The 24966-nt window shown below is 69.0% G+C and carries 26 protein-coding genes; 17 read left to right on the top strand and 9 right to left on the bottom strand.

Annotation, left to right across the window (positions count from 1 at the left end; all coding sequences use genetic code 11):
- Positions 1-9: 9 nt before the first annotated feature.
- Together GPX89_RS38390 and GPX89_RS38385 are read left to right on the top strand one after the other, a co-directional pair.
- On the top strand, positions 10-231 hold the full coding sequence (locus tag GPX89_RS38390; protein ID WP_157392686.1) for a Trm112 family protein: 222 nt from the start codon (positions 10-12) through the stop codon (positions 229-231).
- A gap of 245 nt (positions 232-476) precedes the next feature.
- Entirely contained in the window at positions 477-1586 is a 1110-nt protein-coding gene (locus tag GPX89_RS38385; RefSeq protein ID WP_157392685.1) for a hypothetical protein, read from the top strand.
- Between the two features lie 3 nt (positions 1587-1589).
- On the opposite strand, the gene GPX89_RS38380 is transcribed toward GPX89_RS38385, so the two are convergent.
- The 3 genes from GPX89_RS38380 to GPX89_RS38370 are packed head-to-tail and all read right to left on the bottom strand — an operon-like array spanning position 1590 to position 3732.
- Positions 1590-2201: a TetR/AcrR family transcriptional regulator gene (locus tag GPX89_RS38380; protein WP_157392684.1), complete on the bottom strand. Its 612-nt coding sequence runs from the start codon at positions 2199-2201 to the stop codon at positions 1590-1592.
- The gene (locus GPX89_RS38375) at positions 2198-2947 is read right to left on the bottom strand and encodes an ABC transporter permease (RefSeq protein WP_157392859.1); all 750 of its coding nucleotides are present in this window, start codon (positions 2945-2947) and stop codon (positions 2198-2200) included. The genes GPX89_RS38380 and GPX89_RS38375 overlap by 4 nt, the downstream gene beginning before the upstream one ends.
- 50 nt (positions 2948-2997) lie before the next feature.
- On the bottom strand, positions 2998-3732 hold the full coding sequence (locus GPX89_RS38370) for an ABC transporter ATP-binding protein (protein WP_328602788.1): 735 nt from the start codon (positions 3730-3732) through the stop codon (positions 2998-3000).
- 185 nt (positions 3733-3917) lie between these two features.
- Between GPX89_RS38370 and GPX89_RS38365 the strand changes: the two genes are divergently transcribed.
- Positions 3918-4973, top strand: coding sequence for an NAD-dependent epimerase/dehydratase family protein (locus tag GPX89_RS38365; protein ID WP_157392682.1), 1056 nt, complete (start codon positions 3918-3920; stop codon positions 4971-4973).
- Between the two features lie 3 nt (positions 4974-4976).
- Here GPX89_RS38365 and GPX89_RS38360 read toward each other — a convergent pair whose 3' ends face one another.
- Positions 4977-5588 carry a TetR/AcrR family transcriptional regulator gene (locus GPX89_RS38360; protein ID WP_157392681.1) on the bottom strand — a complete coding sequence of 204 codons (612 nt, stop codon included), beginning with the start codon at positions 5586-5588 and terminating at the stop codon, positions 4977-4979.
- 60 nt (positions 5589-5648) lie between these two features.
- Here GPX89_RS38360 and GPX89_RS38355 point away from each other — a divergent pair, with 60 nt between their 5' ends.
- Positions 5649-7157, top strand: a complete 1509-nt coding sequence (locus GPX89_RS38355) for an amidase (protein WP_157392680.1) — start codon at positions 5649-5651, stop codon at positions 7155-7157.
- Here the strand turns inward: GPX89_RS38355 and GPX89_RS38350 are convergent.
- Positions 7133-8518, bottom strand: coding sequence for a hypothetical protein (locus tag GPX89_RS38350; RefSeq protein ID WP_235949073.1), 1386 nt, complete (start codon positions 8516-8518; stop codon positions 7133-7135). The two genes, GPX89_RS38355 and GPX89_RS38350, sit on opposite strands and share 25 nt — an antisense overlap.
- A gap of 125 nt (positions 8519-8643) precedes the next feature.
- Between GPX89_RS38350 and GPX89_RS38345 the strand changes: the two genes are divergently transcribed.
- From GPX89_RS38345 to GPX89_RS38330, 4 genes are all read left to right on the top strand, one after another.
- A complete protein-coding gene (locus GPX89_RS38345; protein ID WP_157392679.1) occupies positions 8644-9309 on the top strand; it encodes a glycosyltransferase family 2 protein in 666 nt (221 codons plus the stop codon).
- Positions 9310-9332: 23 nt separating this feature from the next.
- Positions 9333-10055 carry a TIGR04282 family arsenosugar biosynthesis glycosyltransferase gene (locus GPX89_RS38340; RefSeq protein ID WP_157392857.1) on the top strand — a complete coding sequence of 241 codons (723 nt, stop codon included), beginning with the start codon at positions 9333-9335 and terminating at the stop codon, positions 10053-10055.
- 431 nt (positions 10056-10486) lie between these two features.
- Complete coding sequence (locus GPX89_RS38335) at positions 10487-11605, top strand: molybdopterin-dependent oxidoreductase (RefSeq protein ID WP_328602839.1); 1119 nt, start codon at positions 10487-10489, stop codon at positions 11603-11605.
- Positions 11602-12060: a hypothetical protein gene (locus tag GPX89_RS38330; protein WP_157392677.1), complete on the top strand. Its 459-nt coding sequence runs from the start codon at positions 11602-11604 to the stop codon at positions 12058-12060. Before GPX89_RS38335 ends, GPX89_RS38330 begins: the two co-directional genes overlap by 4 nt.
- Here the strand turns inward: GPX89_RS38330 and GPX89_RS38325 are convergent.
- Both GPX89_RS38325 and GPX89_RS38320 read right to left on the bottom strand, forming a co-directional pair.
- Complete coding sequence (locus GPX89_RS38325) at positions 11984-13018, bottom strand: sensor histidine kinase (RefSeq protein ID WP_328602787.1); 1035 nt, start codon at positions 13016-13018, stop codon at positions 11984-11986. The genes GPX89_RS38330 and GPX89_RS38325 overlap by 77 nt on opposite strands.
- Complete coding sequence (locus tag GPX89_RS38320; RefSeq protein ID WP_157392676.1) at positions 13008-13706, bottom strand: response regulator transcription factor; 699 nt, start codon at positions 13704-13706, stop codon at positions 13008-13010. The genes GPX89_RS38325 and GPX89_RS38320 overlap by 11 nt, the downstream gene beginning before the upstream one ends.
- A 271-nt stretch (positions 13707-13977) precedes the next feature.
- On the opposite strand from GPX89_RS38320, the gene GPX89_RS38315 reads away from it, so the two are divergent.
- Positions 13978-15192, top strand: coding sequence for a low temperature requirement protein A (locus tag GPX89_RS38315; RefSeq protein ID WP_328602786.1), 1215 nt, complete (start codon positions 13978-13980; stop codon positions 15190-15192).
- A gap of 16 nt (positions 15193-15208) precedes the next feature.
- On the opposite strand, the gene GPX89_RS38310 is transcribed toward GPX89_RS38315, so the two are convergent.
- Positions 15209-15928, bottom strand: a complete 720-nt coding sequence (locus GPX89_RS38310; RefSeq protein WP_157392675.1) for a DsbA family oxidoreductase — start codon at positions 15926-15928, stop codon at positions 15209-15211.
- A 175-nt stretch (positions 15929-16103) separates the two neighbouring features.
- On the opposite strand from GPX89_RS38310, the gene GPX89_RS38305 reads away from it, so the two are divergent.
- The 5 genes from GPX89_RS38305 to GPX89_RS38285 all read left to right on the top strand — a co-directional run bounded on the left by GPX89_RS38305 (position 16104) and on the right by GPX89_RS38285 (position 19961).
- On the top strand, positions 16104-17288 hold the full coding sequence (locus GPX89_RS38305; RefSeq protein WP_157392674.1) for an NAD(P)/FAD-dependent oxidoreductase: 1185 nt from the start codon (positions 16104-16106) through the stop codon (positions 17286-17288).
- Between the two features lie 40 nt (positions 17289-17328).
- Positions 17329-18249 carry an RNA polymerase sigma-70 factor gene (locus tag GPX89_RS38300; RefSeq protein WP_157392673.1) on the top strand — a complete coding sequence of 307 codons (921 nt, stop codon included), beginning with the start codon at positions 17329-17331 and terminating at the stop codon, positions 18247-18249.
- Between the two features lie 124 nt (positions 18250-18373).
- Positions 18374-18643: a DUF3761 domain-containing protein gene (locus GPX89_RS38295; RefSeq protein ID WP_328602785.1), complete on the top strand. Its 270-nt coding sequence runs from the start codon at positions 18374-18376 to the stop codon at positions 18641-18643.
- A 56-nt stretch (positions 18644-18699) separates the two neighbouring features.
- A complete protein-coding gene (locus tag GPX89_RS38290) occupies positions 18700-19323 on the top strand; it encodes a DNA-3-methyladenine glycosylase (protein WP_328602784.1) in 624 nt (207 codons plus the stop codon).
- A gap of 68 nt (positions 19324-19391) precedes the next feature.
- Positions 19392-19961 (top strand): Clp protease N-terminal domain-containing protein, encoded by a 570-nt coding sequence (locus GPX89_RS38285; RefSeq protein ID WP_157392671.1) that lies wholly within the window; start codon positions 19392-19394, stop codon positions 19959-19961.
- A 25-nt stretch (positions 19962-19986) separates the two neighbouring features.
- On the opposite strand, the gene GPX89_RS38280 is transcribed toward GPX89_RS38285, so the two are convergent.
- The gene (locus GPX89_RS38280; RefSeq protein ID WP_157392853.1) at positions 19987-21600 is read right to left on the bottom strand and encodes a 2-isopropylmalate synthase; all 1614 of its coding nucleotides are present in this window, start codon (positions 21598-21600) and stop codon (positions 19987-19989) included.
- Positions 21601-21819: 219 nt separating this feature from the next.
- Here GPX89_RS38280 and GPX89_RS38275 point away from each other — a divergent pair, with 219 nt between their 5' ends.
- The 3 genes from GPX89_RS38275 to tyrS all read left to right on the top strand — a co-directional run bounded on the left by GPX89_RS38275 (position 21820) and on the right by tyrS (position 24484).
- Complete coding sequence (locus GPX89_RS38275; protein ID WP_328602783.1) at positions 21820-22491, top strand: FadR/GntR family transcriptional regulator; 672 nt, start codon at positions 21820-21822, stop codon at positions 22489-22491.
- A 105-nt stretch (positions 22492-22596) separates the two neighbouring features.
- Entirely contained in the window at positions 22597-23025 is a 429-nt protein-coding gene (locus GPX89_RS38270) for a DoxX family protein (RefSeq protein WP_157392670.1), read from the top strand.
- A 175-nt stretch (positions 23026-23200) separates the two neighbouring features.
- On the top strand, positions 23201-24484 hold the full coding sequence (gene tyrS, locus GPX89_RS38265; protein ID WP_328602782.1) for a tyrosine--tRNA ligase: 1284 nt from the start codon (positions 23201-23203) through the stop codon (positions 24482-24484).
- Positions 24485-24966 lie beyond the last annotated feature (482 nt).

The raw sequence follows: 24966 nt of genomic DNA, 5'->3' as shown, positions 1-24966 counted from the left end.
TTATCGACCATGTCGGAGGAAACCCTGGACCCCACCCTGCTGACCCTCATCGCCTGCCCGCAGGACAAGGGCCCCCTGCAGCTCGCCCACACCCCCGCGGGCGACACGGTCCTCTACAACCCCCGCCTCCACCGCGCCTACCCCGTCGACAACGGCATCCCGGTCCTCCTCATCGACGAGGCCCGCGACGTCTCCGACGAAGACCACACCTACTTCCTCACCCAGAACTGAATCACCCACTCCCGCCGCTCTTTCCATGAGCGGCCGCTCACCCCGGAATCCTCTATGGTTCCCGGGTGAGCACTTTCGGGGGACCCGGCCCATCGCAGAATCCGTTCGGCCCGGCTGATCATTCGACCGACCCGCGCCCGCCCGCGCCGGGGTGGCCCGCGGCATCTGTGCCCGGTTCGCATGGGCCGGGTGTGCCCTGGGTGGCGGGGACCGGCGGTCCGGAGTGGCCGAATTCGGATGGCGGAGTGCAGGTTCCGGCGAGAGGCCGTGGCCGCGATATGGTCGCCGGTGCCCTGCTGATCCTGCTCGCGGTGCTGTTCATGGTTGGTTCGTTGCTGAAGCTGGCCGAATTCAGTGGCAACATCACCCAGGGAGCAAAGGCTTACCCGACGATCGTCGGCGCCTTTCATCAGACATGGGGTGCGTGGTCGTTCACCAGCCGCGGCAATGACCGTCTCCCCGCGGCCATCCGGGATGCCTTGGACAAAGACACCCAACAGCTTCTCGGCATCGCCATGATCTTGGTTGCGGTGGTGGCCGCTGTAGGCGGTGTGCTGTTGCTGACCGGACTCGCGGCGCGCTATCGGGTTGCGCGGGCGGTCACGGTGTCGGCCGCGAGCATGGCGGCCGGATTGGCCGCCGCGCTGCTGGCGCTCGTCACACCGATGGGTTACGTCGGCACGGCCACGAAGACGTTGGGGGCCGGTTACTGGGTGTTCGTTGTCGCTGCGGTGGTGGCCGTACCGGCGCTGGTGGGTGTGTTGGTCGGCCGTGCCCCCGTGCCCGCGCCACCGATGGACAGCTACGGTCGTCCGCTGCAGCCTCGCGCAGGTGGTCTGGATATCGCGGTGGGCGTGCTGTTGCTTCCGCTCGCCGGATTGATGGTGGGCTCCACGTTCGGCCATCTCCTCGGCAGCAGAACCATGTGGAAGGTATTGAACCATACGCAAATCGAGGGAGTGCCCGTCGTGGCGGGTGCGGTAGTCGCGTTGGTCGCGGCGGTCCTGTCGTTCGTCGGGCACGGTAAGAAGGCGGGAATCGCCGGTGCCGCGGCTCTTTTCGCGATCGGACTGCTGTTGTCGCTCGATATTGTGGATCGGGAACTGTTCGGCAAGGTCGGGTTCGGCGATCTCGGCGTCGCGGCGTGGCTGTTGTTCGTGGCCACCGGGCTCGCGCTGGTCGTGATGGTGGTGGCGATCGCGGCGGCCACCGCCGCGCCGCGCTACCGCACCCCGCGTATCCCGGTCGCGCCGCAGTATGCGCCGGTCGCGCACCACGTGATGGGAATGCCGCCTCAGGGTTGGGTTCAGACGCAACAGCAATGGATACCGCCGCAAGGCCCCAACAGTCGATAGTGGTCAATTCTGAAGCGGGAGATCGCCGGTGAAGTATCGCTGGAGGGTGGGGCCGACCGTGGCCGCGAGTTCTTCGACGGGCATGGAGGCGATGGGTTCCAGGCGCAGGATTTTTCGGGTGACGAGCAGGCCCGCCAGTTGGGAGGCGGCGAGGGCTGCGCGTTTCGCACCGGTGCCCGGGGGTGAATCCACCAGGGGGCGGATCTCTTTGAGGACGATCTCCAGGAGGAAGGTGCGGGCCAGGGTGGGGTCGTCGCTGGCGAGGAGGCTGCGGATGGCGGCGACGGCGGGCATGCCGGCGGGGGAGTCCCAGATGGTGACGACCGTGCGGACGATGTGGGTGCCGAGTTCTGTTCTGGGGACTGCGGCGAAGCCGGACAGGATGGTCTGGGGGTCGACGGGGAGTTGCAGTGCGGCGGCGAACAATTGGTGTTTGGTGCCGAAGTAGTGGTGGACCAGGGCGGGGTCGACGCCGGCCGCCGTCGCTATGGAGCGGATCGAGGCCTTGTCGAAGCCGACTTCGGCGAAACGGACCCGGGCGGCGTCGAGGATCGCCTCCCGGGTGCCGGAATTGCCCGGACGTCGTCCGCTGCGGGTGCCGTTGGAACCGGTCATGCCGTGCGGCGGCGTAGGGTCGCCGCGCCCAAACCCAGTGCGACGGCGGCGAAGACGGCCACGATGAGGATGTCGCGCCACATCTCGCCGGTGACTCCGGTGTGGGTGGAGACCTGCTGCAGGGCGTCGACGGCGTAGCTCAGCGGCAGCACATTGCTGATCGCCTCGAGCCAGCCGGGCAGCTGCCCGCGCGGAACCAGCAGGCCGCACAGGAAGAATTGCGGCAGCACGATCACGGGCATGAACTGCACGGCCTGGAACTCGGTGCGCGCGAACGCGCTCGCCAGCAGGCCGAGGGCGACACCCAGCACGGCATCGATGACGGCGATGAGCACGACCAGCGCGGGACTGCCCGCCGCGTTCAGGCCCAGCAGCCAGAACGCCACCAGGCACGCGACGCCCGCCTGTACGGTCGCGGCGATGGAGAAGGCGGTGCCGTACCCGGCCAGCAGGTCCAGTTTGGCCAGCGGGGTGGTCATGAGCCGCTCGAGCGTGCCCGAAACCCGTTCGCGCTGCATGGCGATGGCGGTGATCAGGAACATGACCACGAACGGCAGGATCCCCAGCATGGTGATGCCGATCCGGTCGAACAGCCGCGGCGCGTGCGGCATGGTCGGATAGTTCTTGTACACGAAGTACAGCAGTGTCATGAGCAGCGCGGGCACCAGCACGATCATGGCGACCGTGCGGCGGTCGGCGCGCAGCTGACGCAGGATGCGGATGGTGGTGGCGGTGTAGCACCCCAGCGGACGCGGGCCCGCCGGGCGCGCGCCGTCCTTGGCCGAAAAGGTCGCGGTCACAGCTCTTCTCCCATTCGGATCAGCTTGAGGAAGGCGTTCTCCAGGCTGGATTCGCCGGTGTCGGACCGCAATTCGGCGGGGGAGAGCTGGGCGAGCAGCCGCCCTTCGCGCATGAGCAGCAGCTTGTCGCAATGTTCGGCCTCGTCCATGACGTGGCTCGAAACCAGCAGGGTGCGGCCCTGTTTCGCGAGGGCGTGGAACTGTTCCCACAGATCCGCGCGCAGCACCGGGTCCAGGCCCACCGTCGGCTCGTCGAGCACCAGCAGCTCCGGATCGGCCACCAGCGCGCAGGCCAGCGAGACGCGGGTGCGCTGGCCTGCGGACAACTCGCTGCCGCGATGGCCGATGTGACTGGTGAGACCCACTGCCGCGAGCGCGGTTTCGACCTGGGCGGCCGAAGCCCCGTACAGCGCACCGAAATACGCGACGTTCTCGGCGACGGTGATGTCGTTGTAGATGCTCGGATCCTGGGTCACGTATCCGACCCGCCGACGTAGTGCGCGTGATCCGGCCTCGTCACCGAGCACGGTCACGGTGCCCGATTCGATGATCTGGGTGCCGACGATGCTGCGCATGAGCGTCGTCTTCCCGCACCCCGACGGCCCCAGCAGTCCGGTGATGCTGCCCTGGGGCACAGTCAGCGTGATGTCCTGCAGAACCTGCTGCCCACCGCGCCGCACTTCCAGGTGCTCGATGGCGATGGCGTCGATTGTTGTCGCTGGTGCCGTCACGGTCACCCTCAATTCATCGAGTGTTGAATTCACTACGTGATGAATTGTGCGCCCGATCGCGGATCTAGGCAAGACCCCGCCGCGTGTCGGGAAGAGACCGCCGCGATCTGACCAAAACGTGACGAACCACGCGGACTCGGCCAGTCCGGGCGCATTCTCGGGGCCGGGCGCACAGAATCGGCGCCATGCGTGTACTTCTGACCGGCGCGGCCGGATTCATCGGCTCGCACATCCATCGCGCCGCCCGCGCCGCCGGGCACGAGGTCGTCGCCGTCGACCTCATGCTCGCCGCCGCCCACGGCACCGCGGCCGTCCCGCCGGCGGGCATCGCCCGCGTCGACGTGCGCGACCCGAACGGACTCGACGACCTGCTGCGCGGCATCGACGTGGTCTGCCATCAGGCCGCCGTGGTCGGCGCGGGGGTCAGCGCCCAGGACGCGCCGGCCTACGCCAGTCACAACGACCTCGGCACCGCGGTGCTGCTCGCGGCGATGGAACGCGCGCACTGCCGGCATCTGGTGCTGGCCTCGTCGATGGTCGTCTACGGCGAGGGGAAGTACGTGGATTCCTCGGGCGCGCAGGTCGATCCGGCCCCGCGTCAGCGCCACGACCTCGACAATGGGCGCTTCGATCACCGCGGGCCCGACGGTCGTCCGCTGTGCTGGGCGCCCATCGACGAGGACGCGCCGCTGCGGCCGCGCAGCCTGTACGCGGCTTCCAAAGTGGCGCAGGAGCATTACGCGCTGGCCTGGGCGGCGGCCACCGGCGGCACGGTCACCGCACTGCGGTACCACAATGTCTATGGTCCGGACATGCCCAGGGACACGCCGTATTCCGGTGTGGCCGCGATCTTCCGCTCCGCCCTGGAAGCCGGTGATGCCCCGCGCGTCTTCGAAGACGGCACCCAGGCCCGCGATTTCATCCACGTCCGCGATATCGCCGCCGCCAATGTGGCGGCGCTCGAGCATCCGCTGGGGGCGTTCACGCCGCTCAATATCGCGTCGGGGAACCCCATCACGATCGGTGAGGTCGCCACCGTGCTGGCCAAGGCGTGCGGCGGCAAGCAGCCGGTGGTGACCGGCGACTACCGCTCCGGCGATGTCCGCCATATCGTCGCCAGTCCCGAACGGGCCCGTCGCACCCTGGGTTTCATGGCCATCACCACCCCGGCGCTCGGCCTGGCCGAATTCGCCACCGCGCCACTGCGTCCCGCGGCCGCCGCGGGCGCGCCCACCTGGTAGCCCTCAGCGATCCGCGTACTCGCGCATCAGGGTCTGCACCGTCATCTCGAAGGCGGCGTCGACCCGGGCCCGATCCCCGGTGGTGAGCAGATCCAATTGCAGCCCGCGCACCTGGGCGAGGATGAACGTGGCTGTGCGGGAGGCGGTTTCGGCGGGCCACCGATACCGGTCCAGCTCGCGCTCGATCACCGTCAGCCAGTCGGTGACCAGGCGTGATCGCGAACGCTCGGGACCGCGGGCGGCGACGGCGACCAGTTCGAACAGCACCAGGAACTGCCGCTGCTCGCGCGGCCGGCACAGGTGCCGCCAGGCCGCGTGCAGCAGTTCCGCCGGGGAGTCGACCGTCCGCAACTCCTCGGTGAGCAGCCGCTGCTCGAAATCGGCTCGAATGTGTTCGAGCACTTCGGAGATCAGCGCGTCCTTGGTGCGGAAATGCCGGATCAGGGTGGCGTGGCTGACGCCGAGCACCTCGGCGGCGCGTCGCAGGGACAGCTCGTGCACGCCGTGGTCGAGCACGTATTCGGTGGCCGCGGCGAGCAGTTCCGGGCGGCGGTGCGCGAAGCGCAGCGCCCGGCCGTCGATCTTCTTTCCCGTCGTGTCCCCGCTGTCGGCCATGGCCGGAATTTTAGCGGTCCAACTGGTTGCGTAACCACTTGGTACGGCTATCTTGGGTGCATGAGATACGACGAATACCGCGACCACGACGCCGTCGGACTGGCCGAACTGGTGGCCCGGGGCGAGGTGCACCCGACCGAGCTGCTGCGTCTCGCGCTGGATCGCTGCGCGCAGGTCGATCCGTCGATCAATGCCGTGAGCCTGCTGATGGAACAGGTCGGCACGCGGCTCGCGGACCGATCCGAGCACACCGGCCCGCTCGCGGGTGTTCCGTTCCTGCTCAAGGACCTCGCCCAGGACTTCGCGGGCTACCCCACCTCGGGCGGCACCGGCCCACTGCGTTCGGTCCCGGCCGAACGCAACAGCCTCACCGTGGAGCGATGGCTCGCGGCCGGGCTGATCGTGTTCGGCAAGACGACCACGCCCGAATTCGGCAGCAAGGGCATCACCGAGACCCGCACCTTCGGCGCGACCCGCAATCCGTGGGATCTCGAGCGCACGCCCGGCGGATCCTCGGGCGGCTCGGCGGCGGCCGTCGCGGCGGGCATCGTGCCGGTCGCGGGCGCCAGCGACGGCGGCGGTTCGATTCGAATTCCGGCCGCCTGCACCGGATTGTTCGGTCTCAAGGCGGGACGCGGCCTGATTCCCGGCGGACCGGCGGTCGGAGATCCGCTCTTCGGTGCGGTCAGCGAGGGCGTGCTGTCGCGCAGTGTGCGCGACAGCGCCGTCATGCTGGACATTCTCAGCGCACCCGATCCGGGCGCGCCCTATCATGTGCCGCGACCCGATCGCCCCTTCCGGGACGCCGTCACCGCACCGCCACGCCGACTACGCATCGGATTCACCAGTGAATCCCCTTTGGGAACAACGGTTCACGTCGAGGCGGTGCGGGCCGTCACCGACGCGGCCGGGCTGCTCGAAGAACTCGGCCACACCGTCGAACCCGCGGCCCCGGCCATCGACGGCCGGCAGCTGGCGCTCGACTTCATGACCGTCTGGACCGCCAATGTCGCCAAGACGATCGCGGAAGCCTGCCGGGTGACCCGGTGCGCCCCCGGCGATTTCGATGTCGACACCCAGGTGCTGGCCGCGGTCGGCCGGGCGGTCGGCGGACCGGAACTGATGGCCGCGCACGCGCGCTGGAACGACTACACCCGCACGCTCGCGGAGTTTCATCAGCGCTACGACCTGCTGCTGACCCCGGCCCTGGGCGAACCGCCGATCCGTATCGGCCAGAATCGCACGCCCGCGCTCGCCGACACCGTCCTGCCGTCGCTACTGCGCCTGGGCGCCGGACATGTGCTGGGGCGCACCGGCTTCTACCGGGATCTCGTGACCGCCAACCTGGCGGCCGTGCCCTTCACCCAGCTGGCCAACATCACCGGCCGCCCGGCCATGAGCGTGCCCACCTACTGGACCGCCGCGGGGCTACCGCTGGGCACCCAGTTCGTGGGAGCGCCGGGCAGCGAGTACCTGCTGCTGCAGCTGGCCGCCGAGCTAGAGACCGCGCGCCCGTGGGCGCACCGCCGACCGGCCGCGGTCGATCACCAGTTGGTCAGTATCAAGTGATTGATCAGTAGCGCCCCCGCCGCCTGCACGACGAGCCAGAACCGGGCACTGTGGCGGGGGAGCAGCGCGGTCGCGGCCAGCGCCCAGACATCGAAGGGCAGCCAGATGCGTTCGGTCTCGGCCTTGCTCAGGCCGCTGAGATCCGCGATCAGAATGGCGGCGGCACCGGCGGCCGCCACCAGCGCCGCCGGATCGACGTGAGATCGCCAGCGGGGCAGCCACTCTCGAATCGGATGCAGCGGCAGCACCTCCAGCTCCACCAGCACCCGGCAGCCCGCGGCGACGGTGGCCAGCCCCAGCGCGCACACCGTCGCGGCGAGATTGCCCCACACCCAATAGGAGTACGGGCGCTCGCTGGCGATGCCCTGGTAGTACCGCTCCACGACCAGGTGATAGCCGGTGAGCCACCAGAATCCGGCCGCCGCGAACGCGGCCACCACCGCGGCCGCGCCCAGCAGCGCGGGCAGCGCCGGACGGAACGAGCGGGCCAGCAGGACCGCGACGGCCGGAACCGCCAGCAGCACAAGGCCGTAACTCAGGAACAGGGTGAAGCCGAACAGCAGGCCGGAGGCGAAGGCGGTCGCAACCCAGCCCCGCTGTCGGCGAGTGGCCAGGGCCAGCAGCGCGACGGCCCACGCGCCCACACCCGCGAACAGCCCGTCGGCCGAGACCGCGATCCAGACGACCGCGGGCATCAGCGCCAGGAAAGGCGTTGCGGCCCGGGCCCGATGCTCGGAGCCCAGCGCCCGAATGGCGAACGGCACCGCCGCGGCGGCGCTGGTCCCGACCGCCACGCACAGCAGCCCCGCCCACGCGCCCCCGCCCAGCCCGATCCGGTCCAGCAGCACGAACACCAGCAGCGCGCCCGGCGGATGCCCGGACACGTGCGTGGTCCAGGAATCGGGCTGGAAATCCAGGATGCGGCCGGAGAATCCGCGCAACATCGCACCGATGTCATGGACGCCGCCGACCTCGTGCAGGTATTCGTCGCGGGTGGTGAGCCGGCCCGCGAAGCCGCGCTGCCAGCCGTCGACCATGGCCAGCGCGAACGCCCACGCGGCGGCGGTCGCCCACGCGGACAGCAGCAGCCGGTTCCAGGGCAGTCGCCGGGCGAGGTCCGGGCCGAAGCGCACCACCGCGATCGCGACGGCCAGGGCGGGCACCGTGCCCCAGCCGACGTGCGGCAGCCAGCCGCCGAAGATCGGTGCGGCCCCGGCGTACAACCGGTCGCTCCACGGTTTGCCTATGATTCGCGGAACCGCGAAGGCGGTCAGCACGAGTAGAAAGCCGACGAGCGCGCAGTAGCCGTCCACCCGGGTCGAGACGTAGCGCGCGACCCTCGTCGCGGAAGCGTTCGCCATGGGGCAAACCCTAGGCCCCGAAACCCGCCGGAACTGTCCGGATCGTCATTCTGCCTGGTCTTGTCATACTTTCGTCATGCGTGTCCCGGGGTCGAAACGCCCCGGTTGGCCGTACGGTCGAGGCCATGACCGAGTTGGACTCCGGACCCGGGGTCACGGTGGTGATCCCGTGCCGGGACGAAGCGGAAGCCTTGCCCGGCGTACTGGCAGCAATTCCCGTGGGCTACCGGGTGATCGTGGTGGACAACGGTTCCACCGACGGCACCGCCGAGGTGGCGCGCGCGGCCGGGGTGACCGTGGTGACCGAGGCGAACCCCGGCTACGGCAGCGCCGTGCACGCGGGCGTCGACGCCGCCCGCACCGAGCTGGTCGCCGTGCTCGACGGTGACGGTTCGCTGGATCCCGGCGAGCTACCGCGCCTGGTGGCCGAATTCGGGCCCGGCGTGGACATGGTGGTCGGCCGCCGGCGCACCGCCGTGCCCGGCGCGATCCCGCTACACGCGCGAATCGGCAACTGGGCCTTCGCCTTCCGGCTACGCCGCCACTACGGGCTGCGCGTGCACGATATCGCCGCCATGCGGGTGGCCCGGCGCGACCGGCTGCAGGCCCTGGGCCACCTGCACGCCCGATCGGGCTATCCGCTGGCCTTGCTCACCGGCGCCGCCCGGGCGGGCTGGCTGGTCCTCGAACGTGACATCACCTACCGGCCGCGGACTCACGGCGAGTCCAAGGTCTCCGGTTCCTGGCTGGGCACCCTGCGTGCCGCCCGCGACTTCTGGAGTGTGCGATGAACACTGGCGAACCCACCGAGATCATGTTTCCGCGTCCCGGCGTCGACGGCCCGCTCGGCGCGGCCGACGCCGTGCCCGCCACCCTGCTGGTCATGGCCAAATCGCCCATTCCGGGCTTCGCCAAAACCCGGCTCAGCCCGCAGTTCTCACCGGTCGACGCCGCCTATCTGGCCGCCTGCGCCCTGCTCGACACCCTGGACGCGGTGCGCGAGAGCGGGATTCGCCATCGCGTCGTCGCCTGGACCGGGGACATCGACCGCGCCGAACGCTCGGTCGAACTGGCCGCGGCCCTGCGCGACGTGACCGTGGTCCCGCAGCGCGGCGACAGCTTCGGCGAACGCCTCGCCAACGCCCACCTCGACGCCGCCGACTTCGGCGTCCCGGTCCTGCAGATCGGCATGGACACCCCGCAGGCCGACGCCGACCTGCTCACCCGCTCGGCCGCCCGCCTGGTCGCCACCGGCGACACCGTGCTCGGCCCCGCCGCCGACGGCGGCTGGTGGGCCCTGGGCCTGAGCGACCCCCGCCCCGCCCACCTGCTCACCGACATCCCCATGTCCACCGACCGCACCGGCGAACTCACCGAAACCGCCCTGCGCCACGCCGGCTTCCGCGTCCACGCCCTACCGACCCTCACCGACGTCGACACCTACGCCGACGCGATCTCGGTCGCCGCCACCTCCCGCGGCCGCTTCGCCCGCACGGTAACGGAGCTGGTGACCGTGAAAACACCTGTACCACTTTGAGATTCGAAGACCGAGAGGAGCCCGCGGTGCACACCGACGACACCGAAACCGCGGACGCCGCGTCCGAACAACCCTCCCACGACGCCGGGGGAGCCGCCCGAGATTCAGGGGGAGCCGCCAAAGGCCCTGCGGGAGCGGCGACATTCCCGGTGGATGCCGCCGCCTCGAACGGAGCCGCCGACGACTCGCTGGGAATCGCCGAGCCCCTCGCGGGGCGGAGCGCCTCTCGTCACTTCCGCCCGAGCTCGGCCGGGTTCCAGACTGCCTCAGTGGATTCCGGCCAAGATCACCCAGGAATGACGGGCGATACGTCAGTCGGCGCGTCGCGGAAGCCGGCGGCCGGAGTGGTGGGCGGGACCGTGGCCGCAGCGGCGGAAGAGCCGTCCGCCGAGCTGCCCGGAGACGTTCGTCCAGTCCTGCTGCTCCCGCCGGTGCTTTCCGGCCGACTGTCGCCGGCGCGCTCGACCGCCGTTGCCGCGCGGACCGGCATCGCGCTCGGGGTCGGGATCACCATCCTGTTCGTGACCGGGCTGATCAGCCATCTGATTCAGCATCCGCCGGACTGGTTCTGGTGGCCCGCGCATCCGGTGTGGCTGTATCGGGTCACGCAGGGTGTCCACGTGACCGTGGGTGTCATGATGATCCCGCTGCTGCTGGTGAAGCTGTGGTCGGTGTATCCGCGGTTCTTCGCGAAACCGTCGGTGCGGCGGGCGCTTCCGGAGGCGTTGGAGCGGGCATCGGTGGCGGTGCTTCTCGGCGCGGTGCTGTTCCAGATCGTGACCGGGTTGTTCAATACGGCGCAGTTCTATCCGTGGAAGTTCTTCTTCACGACCACGCACCACGCCATGGCGTATGTGGCGTTCGGTGCGGTCGTCGTGCACCTCGCGGTGAAGCTTCCGGTTGTGCGGCAGGCGCTTTCGCGGCCAGTCAGCGAGCCGGAGGAAGCCCCTCGGGCCGGGGTCTCGCGTCGTGCGGTGCTCGCGGCGGCCGGGCTCGGCGCGGTCGTCGCGGGGTTGGCGGTGGCGGGGCAGTCCGCTCCCTTCCTGCGCTGGGTCTCCCTGCTCGCTCCGCGCAGTGGGCAAGGGCCGCAAGGTGTTCCGATCAACCGGACGGCGGCGGCCGCGGCGGTCACCGAGACCGCCCGCTCGCCGCACTACGCTCTGTCGGTGAAAGTCGGTGGCCGGGAACGAAGTTTCTCCCGCGCCGACCTGGAAGCACTGCCGCAGTACGACAGTGTCCTGCCCATCGCCTGTGTCGAGGGCTGGAGCGCCACCGGCCACTGGTCCGGCGTCCGCCTGCGCGACCTGCTCGCCCAGGTGGGCGAATACGGCGGCGGGGACGTGCGTTTCGTCTCGCTGGAGACGACCGGCATCTACGGCTCCTCGGTGCTGCCGCACACACACGTGGTGGATGCCTCCACGCTCATCGCGCTGCGCCTGGGCGGCGAGGACCTGGCCCTCGACCACGGCTACCCGTGCCGCCTGATCGCGCCGAACCGCCCGGGCGTGCTGCAGACCAAATGGCTGAAGTCGATCGAGGAACTGTCATGACCGCGATTCGGATCCTGCTGGGCGCGTTGGGAATCGGCCTGGCCGTCTACGGTGTCGAACTGCTGCTGAAGATGAGCACCGCCGATCTGAAGTCGGTGGCCATGTGGTTCATCGGCGTGATCCTGGTCGAGAACCTGGTCTTCGGACCGGTGGCCGCCCTGGTGGGCTTCCTCGGTCACCGGGTGCTTCCGGCACGCTGGTGGCCGGCCTACACGGTCGGCGCGTTCACCAGTCTCGCCCTGATCATCGTCGCGCTGCCGGTCCTCGGCCGTGAAGGGGCCGTGCCCGGCAACGACACCATCCTGAACCGGAATTACACCGTGGGCCTGCTGATCTCGGTGGTCCTGGTCTGGGCCGGGGTGGCCGCCTACCTGCTGCTCACCCCCGGCCGGAAGTCTCCAGCAGCGGCAGCCGAACCTCGAAACGCGCTCCCTCGGAACGGTTCCGGGCGGTGATGTCGCCGTGATGCGCGGCCACCAGACCCGCCGCGATGGCCAGCCCCATGCCGCTGCTGCTGCCGAGTTCGTTCGCCCCGGGGGAGCGGGCGGCGCTGCCGCGGTAGGCGACCTCGAAGATGCGGGGCAGGTCGGCTTCGGAGATGCCGGGCCCGGTGTCGTCGACCCGGGTCCAGGCCTGGCCGTCCGTCGCGCCCGCGGAGATGTCGATGCGCCCGCCCGGCGGGGTGTGGGCGATGGCATTGGCGACCAGATTGGTCAGCACCCGGCCCAGGGCCCGGTCGCTGCCCGCCACCAGGATCTTGTCCTCGGGCAAGGTCGCGCTCAAGGTGATCCGGGCCCGGTCGGCGGTGGGCTGATTGGCGGCCGCCACCTCGTCGACGAGCTCGCGCAGATCCACCGGTTCCAGTTCCAGCCGCAGCGCCCCCGAGTTGATCTTCGACATCTCGAACAGATCGTCCACCATCGAGGAGAGCCGATTCGTCTCGCGCACAATCTGTTCCGCGTACCGCTGCACCTCGTCCGGTTGCGCCACCACGCCGTCGACCAGCGCCTCGCCCATGGCGCGAATGCCCGCCAGCGGGGTGCGCAGATCGTGGCTGACCCACGCCACCAGCTCGCGGCGCGACTGCTCGGCGGCGCGCTCCTGCTCGAGCATCTCGCGCTCCCACACCATGGTTCGCGCCTGGGCGCGGCCGAGCAGGATGGCCGCGGGCACGGTCACGGCGGTCACCACCGCCAGCACGACCGCCGTGCGCCGGAATTCGGCCCCGAACATCAGACCGCTGACCGCTACCACCCCGCACAGGGTGGCCAGCGTCGGAATCAGCACCAGCACGGCCAGACTCGTGGTGATCGCGCGATTGCGGGTGTACCGCAGCAGTAGCGCGCCGACCACCACCACCGGCAGCGTGCTCGCCAGCGCGTACCCGATCAGTCCGGGCGTATCAGTCGGCACCGGCCACCTCCTCCGCAGCGTCCGCGCGGTCCCAGGCGTAACCGCGTCCCCACACCGTCTCGATCCGATGCGCGGCACCCAGCTTGGCGCGCAACCGCTTCACATGCACGGTCACCGTCGACAGATCGCCGAAATTCCAGCCCCACACCTCGGCCAGCAGCTCCTGGCGGCTGAACACGCGGTGCGGATTCGCCAGCAGGAATGCGAGTAGATCGAATTCCCGCGCGGTCAGTTCGACCGGCATTCCGCCGGCCAGCACGGTCCGCGCCGCACGGTTCAACTCCACCCCGTCCCCACGTAGCACTTCCTCGACCACCGGCTGCGGATGTGCCCGCCGCAGCACCGACGCCACCCGCAACGCCAGCTCCCGCGGACTGAACGGCTTGGTCACGTAGTCATCGGCCCCGGCCTGCAATCCGATCACCCGATCGTCCTCCTCGCCGAGCGCCGTCAACAGGATGATCGGCGTCTCCGGATGCGCCCCCGCCCGCACCGCCCGCGTCAACTCGATCCCGTCCGGCGCCGGCATCATCACATCCAGCACCGCCAGATCGATCTCGTTCTTCTCCAGCAGCGCGGCCGTCGAAGGCCCGTCCGCCGCCTCCACCACCTCGAGCCCATCCCGCTCCAGGTACCGCCGCACCACTTCACGAACGACCGCGTCATCATCAGCCACGAGAACCCGCATCAACCCACCCTAGGCCGCGACCGGCCCGAACCACCTGGTCCAAGCCATTTCCGCGCCACCCGTCACAGATTTGTCACCGCGGGCACTCGCACGCGGCCGGGTCGCGGTCGCGTCGCCGACTCGGTAGGGGCCGGATCTCGGCGGTTTCGGAATCGCTCCGCCACAGCGGGTGGTCGGACGGCGGCCCTCGGCCGAAGTCCGAACGGGCACGGGGTGGGAGATCCGCGCGGCGGGTGGTCCGGCCGACAGTCGGTGGCTCTACGCTTTGCGCGTGAGCAGCGATATGTCCGGGTCGGCGGTGGAGCTCGAGGCGGAGGGCGGACAGGTCCGGGCCTCGACCCTGGAACTGTTCTTCGACCTCGTGTTCGTCTTCACCATCACGCAGCTGACCCACGTGTTCACCCATCACCCGGGCTGGCGGGAGGTGGGGGAGGTGGCGTTGATGTTCGCCATCATCTGGTGGATGTACAGCGGGTACGTCTTCCTCACCAACGAGGTCGCGCCGAACAGCTCCTCGCGGCGAACGTTCCTGCTGGTGGGCATGTTCGGGTTCTTCGTGATCGCCATCGCGATTCCGGACGCCTTCCACGGCACCGGACTGGTCTTCGGCATCGGCTACATCGTGGTGAGCGCCGTGCACACCCTCATGTTCGCGAAAGCGGGCGGTGCCGGGGCCAGCTCGGCCATGCTGCGGCTCGGACCGCTGAACACCCTGTCCGCGGGGCTGGTGCTGGCCGGTGGCATCGCCCACGGCTCGGCGCGGTCCATCCTGTGGGGGCTCGCGATCGTGGTGCAGATCATCACCCCCTACCTGCACCGCATCGAGGGATTCACGGTGCGCCCCAGCCATTTCTGTGAACGCCACGGCCTGGTCGTCATCATCGCGCTGGGTGAATCCGTGGTGGCGATCGGCGCGAATCTGGGCGGTCAGGACCTCACCGTCGGCCTGATCGCCAGCGTCGCCCTGGGCCTCACGCTCGGATACGTGCTGTGGTGGGCCTACTTCGGCTTCGACGACGAACGTGGCGAACAGGCGCTGGCCGCCATTCCCGCGGCGCTGCGACCCCGGCCCGCCGTGCTGGCCTACGGGTATTCGCTGTTCGTGGTGCTGCTGGGCATCATTCTGACCGCGGCCGGTATCGCCATGACCATCGCGCACGGCAACCGGCCCGCGAGCACGGCCGCGGCCCTGGCGCTTTCGGGCGGTGTGGCCCTGTTTCTGCTGGGCCAGTGCACGTTCCGGCTGGTGCTGGGCCTGCCCCGCCCGTGGTGGCGGCTCATCGCCGCGGTCTGCGTGTTCGCCACCACCCCCGTCGGAATCGTCTGGGTGGCATGGGGACAGCTGGTGGTGCTGATCGTGGTCGCGTACGGCTTCGTCATCGCCGACGACGTGATCTCCATCCGGACCGGTGAGGACAGCTCGTACGTGATTCCCGAGGCGTCACCGGCCGGGCGTCTACTGGTTCGTCGTCGTCGGAGGTCGTAGCGCCCGGGGCGGTTGGTCAGTTCCGCTGGGGCAGTTCGCATCCGTCCGGCCCGCAGGTGTCGCCGTCCGCGACGATATCCAGCTGCGGCGCATGATCGCTCCACGCCTGCGACAGGGCCTGCGCGAACACCTCCGGCGGTTGCGCGCCCGACACTCCGTACTTGCGGTCGAGCACGAAGAACGGCACGCCGCGCGCGCCGAGCCGCGCGGCCTCGGCCTCGTCGGCGCGCACCGCGTCGGCGTAGGCGTTCGGATCGTCGAGCACCGCGCGCACGGCCGTCTCGTCGAATCCGGCCGACACCGCCACCTGCACCAACCGGTCCGTATCGCCGAAGAGCGCCCGCTCGTCCGCGAAGTTGGCCGCGTACAACGCATCCAGCAACTGCTCCTGGCGGCCCTGCTCGAGTGCGAAGTGCAGCAGCCGGTGCATGTCGAAGCTGTTGCCGAAGTCGCGGCCCTCGGTCAGATAGGTCAGCCCCATCGCCTCGGCCTGCGCCCCGATCCCGCGCTCATTGGCCGCGGCCTGCGCCTCGCTGATCCCGTACTTCTCCGCGATGTGCGGCACCACCGCGTCGCTGTGCCCGTGCGGCAGCGTCGGGTCCAGCTCGAAGGACTTGTGCACCACCGTGACGTCGTCGCGATGCGGGAACTCCGCCAACGCCTCCTCGAATCGCCGCTTGCCCAGATAGCAGAACGGGCAGTTGATATCGGTCCAGATCTCGACCTGTACGGCCATCACACCTCACTCCGACGCTGTTTGCGCAGGCCGGGGGCCCGGCCACGGTGATGCCAACCGCTAGCCGGGCTCGAATGTTCCGCTGTGACCCAGTTCACAATGACGAGTTGTCACGTTCCGCGGGGCTGTCCTGTCTCATGCCCGACCCAGCAGGAACCACCCTTCGGAGCCAAAGATGAACGCCAACACCACCACCCAGCGGATCGTCGTCCTCGGAGCGGGCTACACCGGCATGTTGGCCGCGATCCGGCTCGCCCACCGCACCCGCACAATGGACGTGAAGATCACCTTGGTGAACCCCTCGGAGCGCTTCACCGAGCGGCTGCGCATGCACCAGATCGCCGCCGGACAGGAACTGGCCGACTACCGCATCCCCGCCATCCTCGACGGCTCGGGCATCGTCTTCCACCGGGCCGCCGCCGTCGCCATCGACACCGAGGCCCGCACGGTCACCCTCGACGATGCCACCGAACTGGCCTACGACAACCTGATCTACGCGCTCGGCAGCGCCACCGACACCACCCGCGTCCCCGGGGCCGACCAGCACGCCTGGACCCTCAACGATCCCCGCCAGGCCCGTCGCTTCTCGCGGCGGCTCACCGAGATCGCCACGGCCGCGGGCACTGTCGCCGTGGTCGGCGGCGGCCTGACCGGCATCGAGGCCGCCACCGAGATCGCCGAAGAGCACCCGGACCTGACCGTCACCCTGATCAGCGCCGAGCAGCCCGGACACATGATGGGCGACAAGGCCCGCGCCCACCTCGAGCGCGCCCTCGACCGGCTGCGCATCGTCCGCAAGGTCGGCGTCAAGGTCACCAAGGTGCTGCCCGACGCGGTGCGCCTGGACACCGGCGAAATCGTCGCCTCGGATCTGACCCTGTGGACCACCGGAGTGAAGGTCGCGCCGCTGGCCGCGCAGGCCGGAATCGGCGTGGACGAGCGCGGACTCATCGTCACCGACCCGACCCTGCGCTCGGTCACCCACCCCGAGATCCGCGCCATCGGCGACGCCGCCGCGATCCACATGGCGTGGGGGCAGGTCCACGGCACCTGCCAGACCGGGATGGCCAGCGCCGCGTACGCCGCGGATGCGCTGGCGAAGCAACTGCGCGGAAAGACGGTGAAGCCCTTCCGGATCGGCTATTTCCACCAGCCGGTCAGCCTGGGCCGCCGCGACGCCGTCATCCAGTTCACCAATGCCGACGACACCCCGAACCGCTGGTACCTGAAGGGAAAGGCGGCCTGCGCGTACAAGGCCATGGTGAGCGGCAGCCCGGTCCCCACCTTCAAGCTGAGCAAGCACATGACCATGCAGGCCCAGCTGTCGACCGGTGGCCGCGCGACCCGCGCGACCGCCTGACTATGCGACACTCACCCTCGTATCAGGTAGGTATGACGCCATGCAGGACGCTTCCATAGATCCGTTCGTCGAGCACCGCCGACTCCTGTTCGGCACCGCCTACCAGATGCTCGGCACCGTCACCGACGCGGAAGACGTCCTGCAGGACGCCTGGATCAAATGGCATGAGGTGGACCGGGATTCGGTCACCCACCCCAAGGCCTACCTGGTCCGGACCGTCACCAACCTGGCGCTCAACCGACTCACCTCGGCGCGCGCCACCCGCGAGACCTACGTCGGGCCCTGGCTGCCCGAACCCCTGCTCACCACCCCATCCGACGCCGGAGAGGAGACCGAGATGGCCGATACCGTATCCACCGCCATGCTGGTCGTCCTCGAAACCCTGAGCCCCGTCGAACGCGCGGTCTTCGTGCTACGCGAGGTCTTCGGGTATTCGCACGCCGAAATCGCCGGTTTCCTGGACAAACCCGAGGCGACCGTCCGTCAGATCTCCCACCGCGCGAAGAACCACGTGCATTCGCGGCGGCCGCGTTTCGACACCGATCTCTCGACCCGCTCGGAGATCACCGAGAAGTTCCTGGCCGCCGCCCAGGGCGGAGATGTCAACGCGCTCATGGAATTGCTGGCCCCCGACGTCACCCTGTGGAACGACGGCGGCGGCAAGGTCACCGCGGCCCGCCGCCCGCTGCACGGCCCCGACCACGTGGCCCGCTGGCTGCTGGGCGTGCTGGCCAAGCCCGTCAGCGCCGAGGTGCGGCTCGAATCCGCCTATGTCAACGGCGAACTCAGCCTGCTCGCCGTCATCGGCGACTACCGGATCGGCGCGTTCACCTACGACATTCGCAACGGGTACATCGAAAACATTCGCTTCCAGGTCAATCCGGACAAGGTCGCCGGACTGCAATCGCGGAGCCCGATCGAATCGGTCCCCGCATCAGCCCCCGAATCGGTCATCGACTGAAGAACCCGGCCTCGCGCCGCGAATGGTCCACTACTATTCGGCGCTCGTCGGGGGGCGTCCGCTCTCCGTTTCACCATCGTTTTCTGCAAGGGATTTCGTAGTGATCGGCCATACAACGCGCCGCGTGGCGCGACATATCCTGCCCTGGGCCGCCGCGGCCTTCCTCGGTGCGAGCACCGCGCTCGCCGGACCCGCCGCCGCCGTTCCCGTTCTCCACGCCGCTTGCGCCGCAAGCGAATACGAGAACGTGGACGGTGCGTGCGTACCGCGTCCGGAATCGGCTCCCGCCGCTCCCAACGGGGCGACCGCCCGCTGCAAGGACGGTGAATACAGCTTCAGCAAGCACCGCAGCGGCACCTGCTCACACCACGGTGGCGTCGCCGAATGGCTCTAGCCTGATCGGATGCCCGGCTGCCTGTGCCGCCGGGCGTTCCGGAACAATGACTCGGCGTGGGTGCCGAAGAACTTGCCGTCGAGCCGTTGCGGGCCGCGCGGCGACTGCTGGGTGGGACCCTGCGGTCGGGCTCGGTGGGGATGCGGATCGTCGAGGTCGAGGCGTACGGCGGCGATCCGGGCGGGCCGTGGCCGGACCCGGCGGCGCACTCGCACCGCGGGCCTACCCCTCGCAACAGCGTGATGTTCGGTCCGCCGGGCGTGCTGTACGTCTATTTCAGTTACGGCATGCACACCTGCGTGAACGTCACCAGCGGACCGGACGGGATCGCCAGCGCGGTGCTGATCCGGGCTGGGGAGATCATCGAGGGGCTCGACACCGTCCGTGCCCGCCGCCCGGCGGCCAAGACCGACGCCGATCTCGCGCGCGGCCCCGGCAATGTCGGCAGCGCCCTCGCAATCGGGCTGGACGACTACGGAACTCGGCTCTTCGATCCGGCTGCGGCCATCCGTCTCGAACTCGGTCCCGAAATCACCGATGTCGCCGCGATTTCCAGCGGTCCCCGGGTCGGCGTCAGCCTGGCCGCCGACCTGCCGTGGCGGCTGTGGCTCCCGGATTCGGCCGCCGTCTCCGCGTATCGCCGCAGCCCGCGCGCGCCGAAACTCGATCGTTCCGCCTGACCGGGCACCCAGTCCGACCCGGGGGACTACGGTGGACGAATCGACAGCTCGCCTCGAGGTGGAAGCCCATGTTCGAACGGTTCACCGATACCGCCCGCCGCGCCATCGTTCTGGCGCAGGAGGAAGCCCGCCTGCTCGGCCACGATTGGATCGGCACCGAACACCTGCTGCTCGGCGTCTTCGTCGGCGACGACGCGGTGGCCGCCCGCGCCCTCGGCGACCTGGGCCTCGATGCCTCCAGCGTGCGCGAACGCATCCGGCAGGCGGTCGGTGAACACGAGAAACGACCACCCACCGGCCACATCCCCTTCACGCCGCGCTCCAAGAAGGTCCTGGAGATGTCGTTACGCGAGGCAATGCGCCTGCGGCACAACTACATCGCACCCGAACACATCCTGCTGGCGCTGGTCGCGGAGGGCGAGGGCATCGCACCGCAGATCCTCATCAGCCTCGGCGCCGAACCCTCGGCCATCCGCAAACGCGTCATCGAACTCGGCAACGCCCCGGGCGAGGACGCCGCACCACCCTCGGAATCCGACCTCTACCACCGCATCTCGGCCCTGGAAGCCCGAGTCGCCGAACTCGAACGCCGCCTCGGCCCCGAAACCGGCAGTGCGGCAGGCGGCGTCGTCTCGTAGCCATCGCACGGAAGCGCCGGCTGACCTACACGGATACCGCGGCCCGCTCTCGCGTCGCCGCGACCAGGATGGCGGCAATCGTTGCGCGGGAAGCGGTGTCGCCCTCGCCGAAGGCCCAGGTCACCCCGTCGGCGCCGCGGTACTCCACATAGGCCGCGGCCCCGGCCGTCCGGTCCACGTTCTGGGTGGTGACCGCCAGCACCTCCACCCGGCATCCGCGGTCGGCCAGCGCATCGATCACCTCGTCGACCGTTGTCGCGGCGGCGATTCGCGGATCACGGGGCGGGCTCACGGTCGCCGGATCGGCGGCATAGGCGGCGGTGAACAACTCCCACAACGTCTGCGCCGAGACCTCGGTCCCCGTGTCGTCGGTGTGCCGCTGCACCTGCCGGGCGAAATCGATCTGCAGGCGGCGGGGCAGGTCCAGCCCGTACTCCGTCTGCAGCAGATAGGCGATGCCGCCCTTGCCGGACTGGGAGTTCACCCGGATGACGGCATCGTAGGAGCGGCCGACATCGGCCGGGTCGATGGGCAGATACGGCACCTCCCAAGGGATTTCACGCTCCGGCTGGCCCAGGCGCGCCGCGCGCTCCCGATGCTCGGCGAAGCCCTTCTTGATCGCGTCCTGATGCGTGCCGGAGTAGGCGGTGTAGACCAGATCGCCCGCGTAGGGGTGCCGGTCGTGGATCGGCAGCCGCGTGCAGTACTCGACCGTGCGCCGCACCTCGTCGATATCGGAGAAGTCGATCATCGGATCCACGCCCTGCGCATGCAGATTCAAGGCCAGCGTCGCCAGATCCACATTGCCGGTGCGCTCGCCGTTGCCGAACACGCAGCCCTCGACCCGCTGCGCCCCGGCCAGCACCGCCAACTCCGCGCACGCGACGCCGGTGCCACGGTCATTGTGCGGATGCACCGACAGGATCACGCTGTCGCGCCGCGCCAGATTCCGGTGCATGTACTCGATCTGGTCGGCGTACACGTTCGGCGTCGCCACCTCGACGGTCGCGGGCAGGTTCAGGACGACGGGCCGGTCGGGGGTGGCGTTCCACAGCGTGGTCATGCGATCGCAGATGTCCAGCACATAGTCCGGCTCGGTCAGCATGAAGACCTCGGGCGAGAACTGGAACCGCACGTTCGGCATGTCCCCGGCCAGTTCCAGCACGTCGCGCCCGCCGGCGGTGATCAGCTCGGCCAATTCGTCACGTGTCCGGCCCAGCACCACGTTCCGCCAGGCCGGTGCGGTGGCGGTGTACATGTGGATGACCACGTCATTGGGAATGCCGCGAATCGATTCCACGGTCCGCGCGATCAGATCCCGGCGCGCGGGGGTGAAGACGACGATGGTGACATCGGCGGGAGCCAGCCAGGCCGTCCCGATCAGCCGCACGAAGTCGAAGTCGGTCTGCGAGGCGCTGGGATAGCCGACCTCGATCTCCTTGTAGCCCATGGCCACCAGCATTTCGAAGAACCGCCGCTTGCGTTCGGGATCCATCGGCTCGGCCAGGGCCTGATTGCCGTCGCGCAGATCCACCGGCACCCACAGCGGTGCGGAGGTGATCCGGTTGGACGGCCATTCACGTTCGGTCAGCGGCACCGAAACACGCTGGTACACATCGCGATACCGATGCGACGGCATGACGGAGGGCTGCTGACGATTCCAGGTCGGGGAAGTGCTCACGGCGTAATCGCTTTCGCGTCGGAAGAAGGTGACCGGCGCAGCACAGCGAGCCCGCTAGCGGGGTGCCGGTCTGGTCAGACCCCGCCGCGGCGGCGAAGGAGAAGCAGGGCACCCGTAAGCATGTGGACTAGACTAGAGGGAGTTCACTCCTCAGACAAGTAGAGAGGTCGAGAAAAAGTGGCGCAGGTACAGAGGCATCCGCTCGCCGCCCAGGCCGCCGAGGTCCTGCTGTCCCGGATCCGCGCGGGGGAATGGGAACTGGGCCACCGCCTACCGGGTGAAACCACCCTCGCCGCCCAGCTCGGCGTCGGCCGCTCCACCCTGCGCGAGGCCATCCGCGAACTCGCCGGCAAGCGCGTCCTCGAAAGCCGCCAGGGCGCGGGCGTTTTCGTCACCGCCCTGGACGTCGCCGAAGACTGGGACGCCGTCCTGCGCCGCAGCGACATCGTCACCGTCCTGGAGGCCCGCATCGCCATCGAAGCCGAGGCCGCGGCCCTCGCCGCCCACCGCCGCACCCCCGCCGACCTGCGAAACATGCTGCGCGCCCTGGCCGCCCGCGCCGAGGCGGGGGATTCCGTCGAGCACTTGGTCGACGCCGACACCGCCTTCCACCGCACCATCGTCGCCGCCGCCCACAACGACATCCTCCTCGAACTCTTCAACGCCTTCGTCCCCCGCTCCCGCCACGCCATGATCGACATGCTCCGCATCCGCCCCATGCAGAACCCCACCACCGACCACGACGCCCACGAACACCTCTACACCGCCATCCGCGCTCGCAACCCCGAAGCCGCCACCACCGCCAGCCGCGTCCACCTGACCTCGCTGAAAGCCGCCTTCGAGGGCTAGCCGAAAATTTCTTCCGGCCCGGCGATGAGTTTCCGCGACGGCCCCCGTCCATACGGGCAAGCGCGGTTCGAAACCGAACCGACAAGCCCCGGAAGGACATTGGACATGACCACCATCGCCGCCACCCAGACCGTCGCCACCACCACCGCCACCCCGGGCAAGGCCCGCAATCGCGTGCTGTGGACCCTGCAGATCGTGCTCGGCCTCTTCTTCGTCTTCGCCTCGGGCCTGCCCAAGTTCATGGGGCAAGCCGATGCGGTGCGGATCTTCCACCAGATCGGCTGGGGCGAGTGGTTCATGTACTTCACCGGCCTGGTCGAGGTCTCCGGTGGCATCGGCCTGATGGTTCGTCGCCTGACCGGTCCGGCCGCCGCGGGTCTGTCCATCACCATGGTCTGCGCCGCCGCCACCCAGGTCTTCGTCATCGGCGGTGCCGGCCTGGCGGTCTTCCCCCTCATCCTGGTCGGAGTCTTCGCCTGGATCGCCTACGAGCGCCGCGAGTCCTTCTCCACCTTCACCAACCTGGTGAAGTGAGCTCCGATAATCGCTCGACCCCCAGCCCGTCGCCGATCAGAATCGGCGGCGGGCTCGGGGGCGTTTGCGGCGGTTCGTGTCGCTGACGAGCGGATCGGCCAGGGCTTGTGCCGATCCGCTCGGACGCTTCCACCCTCTGCAACCTCGATATACGCGTGCGGAAAGATGTATAGGCGTGACTGGCGACATCATCGATGAACTGACCTGGCGCGGACTGATCGCGCAGTCCACCGACCTGGACGCGCTGCGCGCGGCCGCGGCGAAGGGCCCGATCACTCTGTATGCCGGGTTCGATCCGACCGCGGCCAGCCTGCACGCCGGACACCTGGTTCCCCTGCTCGCGCTCAAGCGCTTCCAGCGTGCGGGCCACCGTCCGATCGTGCTGGCCGGTGGCGCAACGGGTCTCATCGGCGACCCTCGCGATGTGGGTGAGCGGACCATGAACTCCACCGACACGGTCGCCGAATGGGCCGGGCGCATCCGCTCCCAGCTGGAGCGCTTCGTCGACCTCGACGGCGGCCCGAACGCGGCGATCATCGCCAACAACATGGACTGGACCGGACCGCTCAGCACGGTCTCGTTCCTGCGCGACATCGGCAAGCACTTCTCGGTCAACGTCATGCTGGCCCGCGACACCGTCAAGCGCCGGCTGGAATCGGACGGCATGTCCTACACCGAGTTCAGCTACATGCTGCTGCAGGCCAACGACTACCTGCAGCTGCGCCGCGAATACGGCTGCACGCTGCAGGTCGGCGGCTCGGACCAGTGGGGCAACATCATCGCGGGCGTCGAACTCAACCGCCGCGTCGACGGCGAGCACGTGCACGCCCTCACCGTTCCCCTGGTGACCTCGGCCGACGGCAAGAAGTTCGGCAAGTCCACCGGCGGCGGCAGCCTCTGGCTCGACCCCGAGATGACCAGCCCCTACGCCTGGTACCAGTACTTCGTGAACACGGCCGACGCCGACGTGGTCCGCTACCTGCGCTGGTTCACCTTCCTGTCCCGCGAGGAACTCGACGAGCTGGAGGAGGCCACGGCCGAGCGCCCGTTCGCTCGCGAAGCCCAGAAGCGCCTGGCCGCCGAGATGACGACCCTCGTGCACGGTGAGGAGCACACCCGCTCGGTGCAGCTGGCCAGCCAGGCCCTGTTCGGCCGCGGTGAACTCCGTGAGTTGAACGAGTCCACCCTGGCGTCGGCGCTGACCGAGGCCGCGGTCGACGGCAAGGTCGCCGAGGCGACCACCGCCTCGACCATCGTCGACCTGCTGGTCGAGTCCGGACTCTGCGAGAGCAAGGGCGCCGCGCGCCGCGCGGTCAATGAGGGTGGCGCATCGGTGAACAACGTGAAGGTGTCCGATCTGGAGTGGACTCCCGCGGAGTCCGACTTCCTGCACGGCAGCTGGCTGGTCCTGCGTCGCGGCAAGAAGAACTTCGCCGGTGTCCGCCGCGCAGCCAACTGACCTGCAGCGCAACTGATTCCGAAACAAGATCGAAATGACCTGGGTCACAAAGGGGTGGCCCGGGTCGTCCAACCGCCCAGTTCGTAACGCGCTGACCAGCGCAAACGTATTGGTGACCAGCGGATTTGACCTTGCGTTATCCGCCGCGTAACTTATTCCAGGTCAGAGCGACACGGACACCGACCGGGACCGAAACGCCCAGATCAGAGGCTGGATTCGGAAGCGGAAACGAGGTTGGACGAAGGCGCCGGACATGAACACTCCAACACTAGGTTTGGGCCTTGACTCTTCTGGGTAGGGCCGCTAGGCTGGAAAAGTTGCCTCGCTGGACATCCGATCAACTCGGATCGATGGCTTGTGCGTGTGTTCTTTGAGAACTCAATAGTGTGTCGATGAATGTCAGTGCCAAATATTTTATTTGGTTCCAATCATTCTCACCCCCGTGAGGGTGGTTGGACATTAAGTCAGCTTAATTTCCGAGC

Origin of the sequence: Nocardia terrae, from assembly GCF_009760405.1 — a bacterium.
Lineage (GTDB): Bacteria > Actinomycetota > Actinomycetes > Mycobacteriales > Mycobacteriaceae > Nocardia > Nocardia terrae.
Note: the sequence above shows the minus strand (reverse complement) of the source record. Positions and strands in the feature narration are given on the sequence as shown.

Excerpts from the sequence above, each read along its gene's own strand:
- GPX89_RS38365 (WP_157392682.1), top strand. The coding sequence starts at position 3,918 with ATGCGTGTACTTCTGACCGGCGCGGCCGGATTCATCGGCTCGCACATC.
- GPX89_RS38285 (WP_157392671.1), top strand. The coding sequence starts at position 19,392 with ATGTTCGAACGGTTCACCGATACCGCCCGCCGCGCCATCGTTCTGGCG.
- GPX89_RS38305 (WP_157392674.1), top strand. The coding sequence starts at position 16,104 with ATGAACGCCAACACCACCACCCAGCGGATCGTCGTCCTCGGAGCGGGC.
- GPX89_RS38390 (WP_157392686.1), top strand. The coding sequence starts at position 10 with ATGTCGGAGGAAACCCTGGACCCCACCCTGCTGACCCTCATCGCCTGC.
- GPX89_RS38360 (WP_157392681.1), bottom strand. The coding sequence starts at position 5,588 with ATGGCCGACAGCGGGGACACGACGGGAAAGAAGATCGACGGCCGGGCG.
- GPX89_RS38280 (WP_157392853.1), bottom strand. The coding sequence starts at position 21,600 with ATGCCGTCGCATCGGTATCGCGATGTGTACCAGCGTGTTTCGGTGCCG.
- GPX89_RS38345 (WP_157392679.1), top strand. The coding sequence starts at position 8,644 with ATGACCGAGTTGGACTCCGGACCCGGGGTCACGGTGGTGATCCCGTGC.
- GPX89_RS38320 (WP_157392676.1), bottom strand. The coding sequence starts at position 13,706 with ATGCGGGTTCTCGTGGCTGATGATGACGCGGTCGTTCGTGAAGTGGTG.
- GPX89_RS38300 (WP_157392673.1), top strand. The coding sequence starts at position 17,329 with ATGCAGGACGCTTCCATAGATCCGTTCGTCGAGCACCGCCGACTCCTG.
- GPX89_RS38330 (WP_157392677.1), top strand. The coding sequence starts at position 11,602 with ATGACCGCGATTCGGATCCTGCTGGGCGCGTTGGGAATCGGCCTGGCC.
- GPX89_RS38340 (WP_157392857.1), top strand. The coding sequence starts at position 9,333 with ATGTTTCCGCGTCCCGGCGTCGACGGCCCGCTCGGCGCGGCCGACGCC.
- GPX89_RS38350 (WP_235949073.1), bottom strand. The coding sequence starts at position 8,518 with ATGGCGAACGCTTCCGCGACGAGGGTCGCGCGCTACGTCTCGACCCGG.
- GPX89_RS38355 (WP_157392680.1), top strand. The coding sequence starts at position 5,649 with ATGAGATACGACGAATACCGCGACCACGACGCCGTCGGACTGGCCGAA.
- GPX89_RS38310 (WP_157392675.1), bottom strand. The coding sequence starts at position 15,928 with ATGGCCGTACAGGTCGAGATCTGGACCGATATCAACTGCCCGTTCTGC.
- GPX89_RS38270 (WP_157392670.1), top strand. The coding sequence starts at position 22,597 with ATGACCACCATCGCCGCCACCCAGACCGTCGCCACCACCACCGCCACC.
- GPX89_RS38380 (WP_157392684.1), bottom strand. The coding sequence starts at position 2,201 with ATGACCGGTTCCAACGGCACCCGCAGCGGACGACGTCCGGGCAATTCC.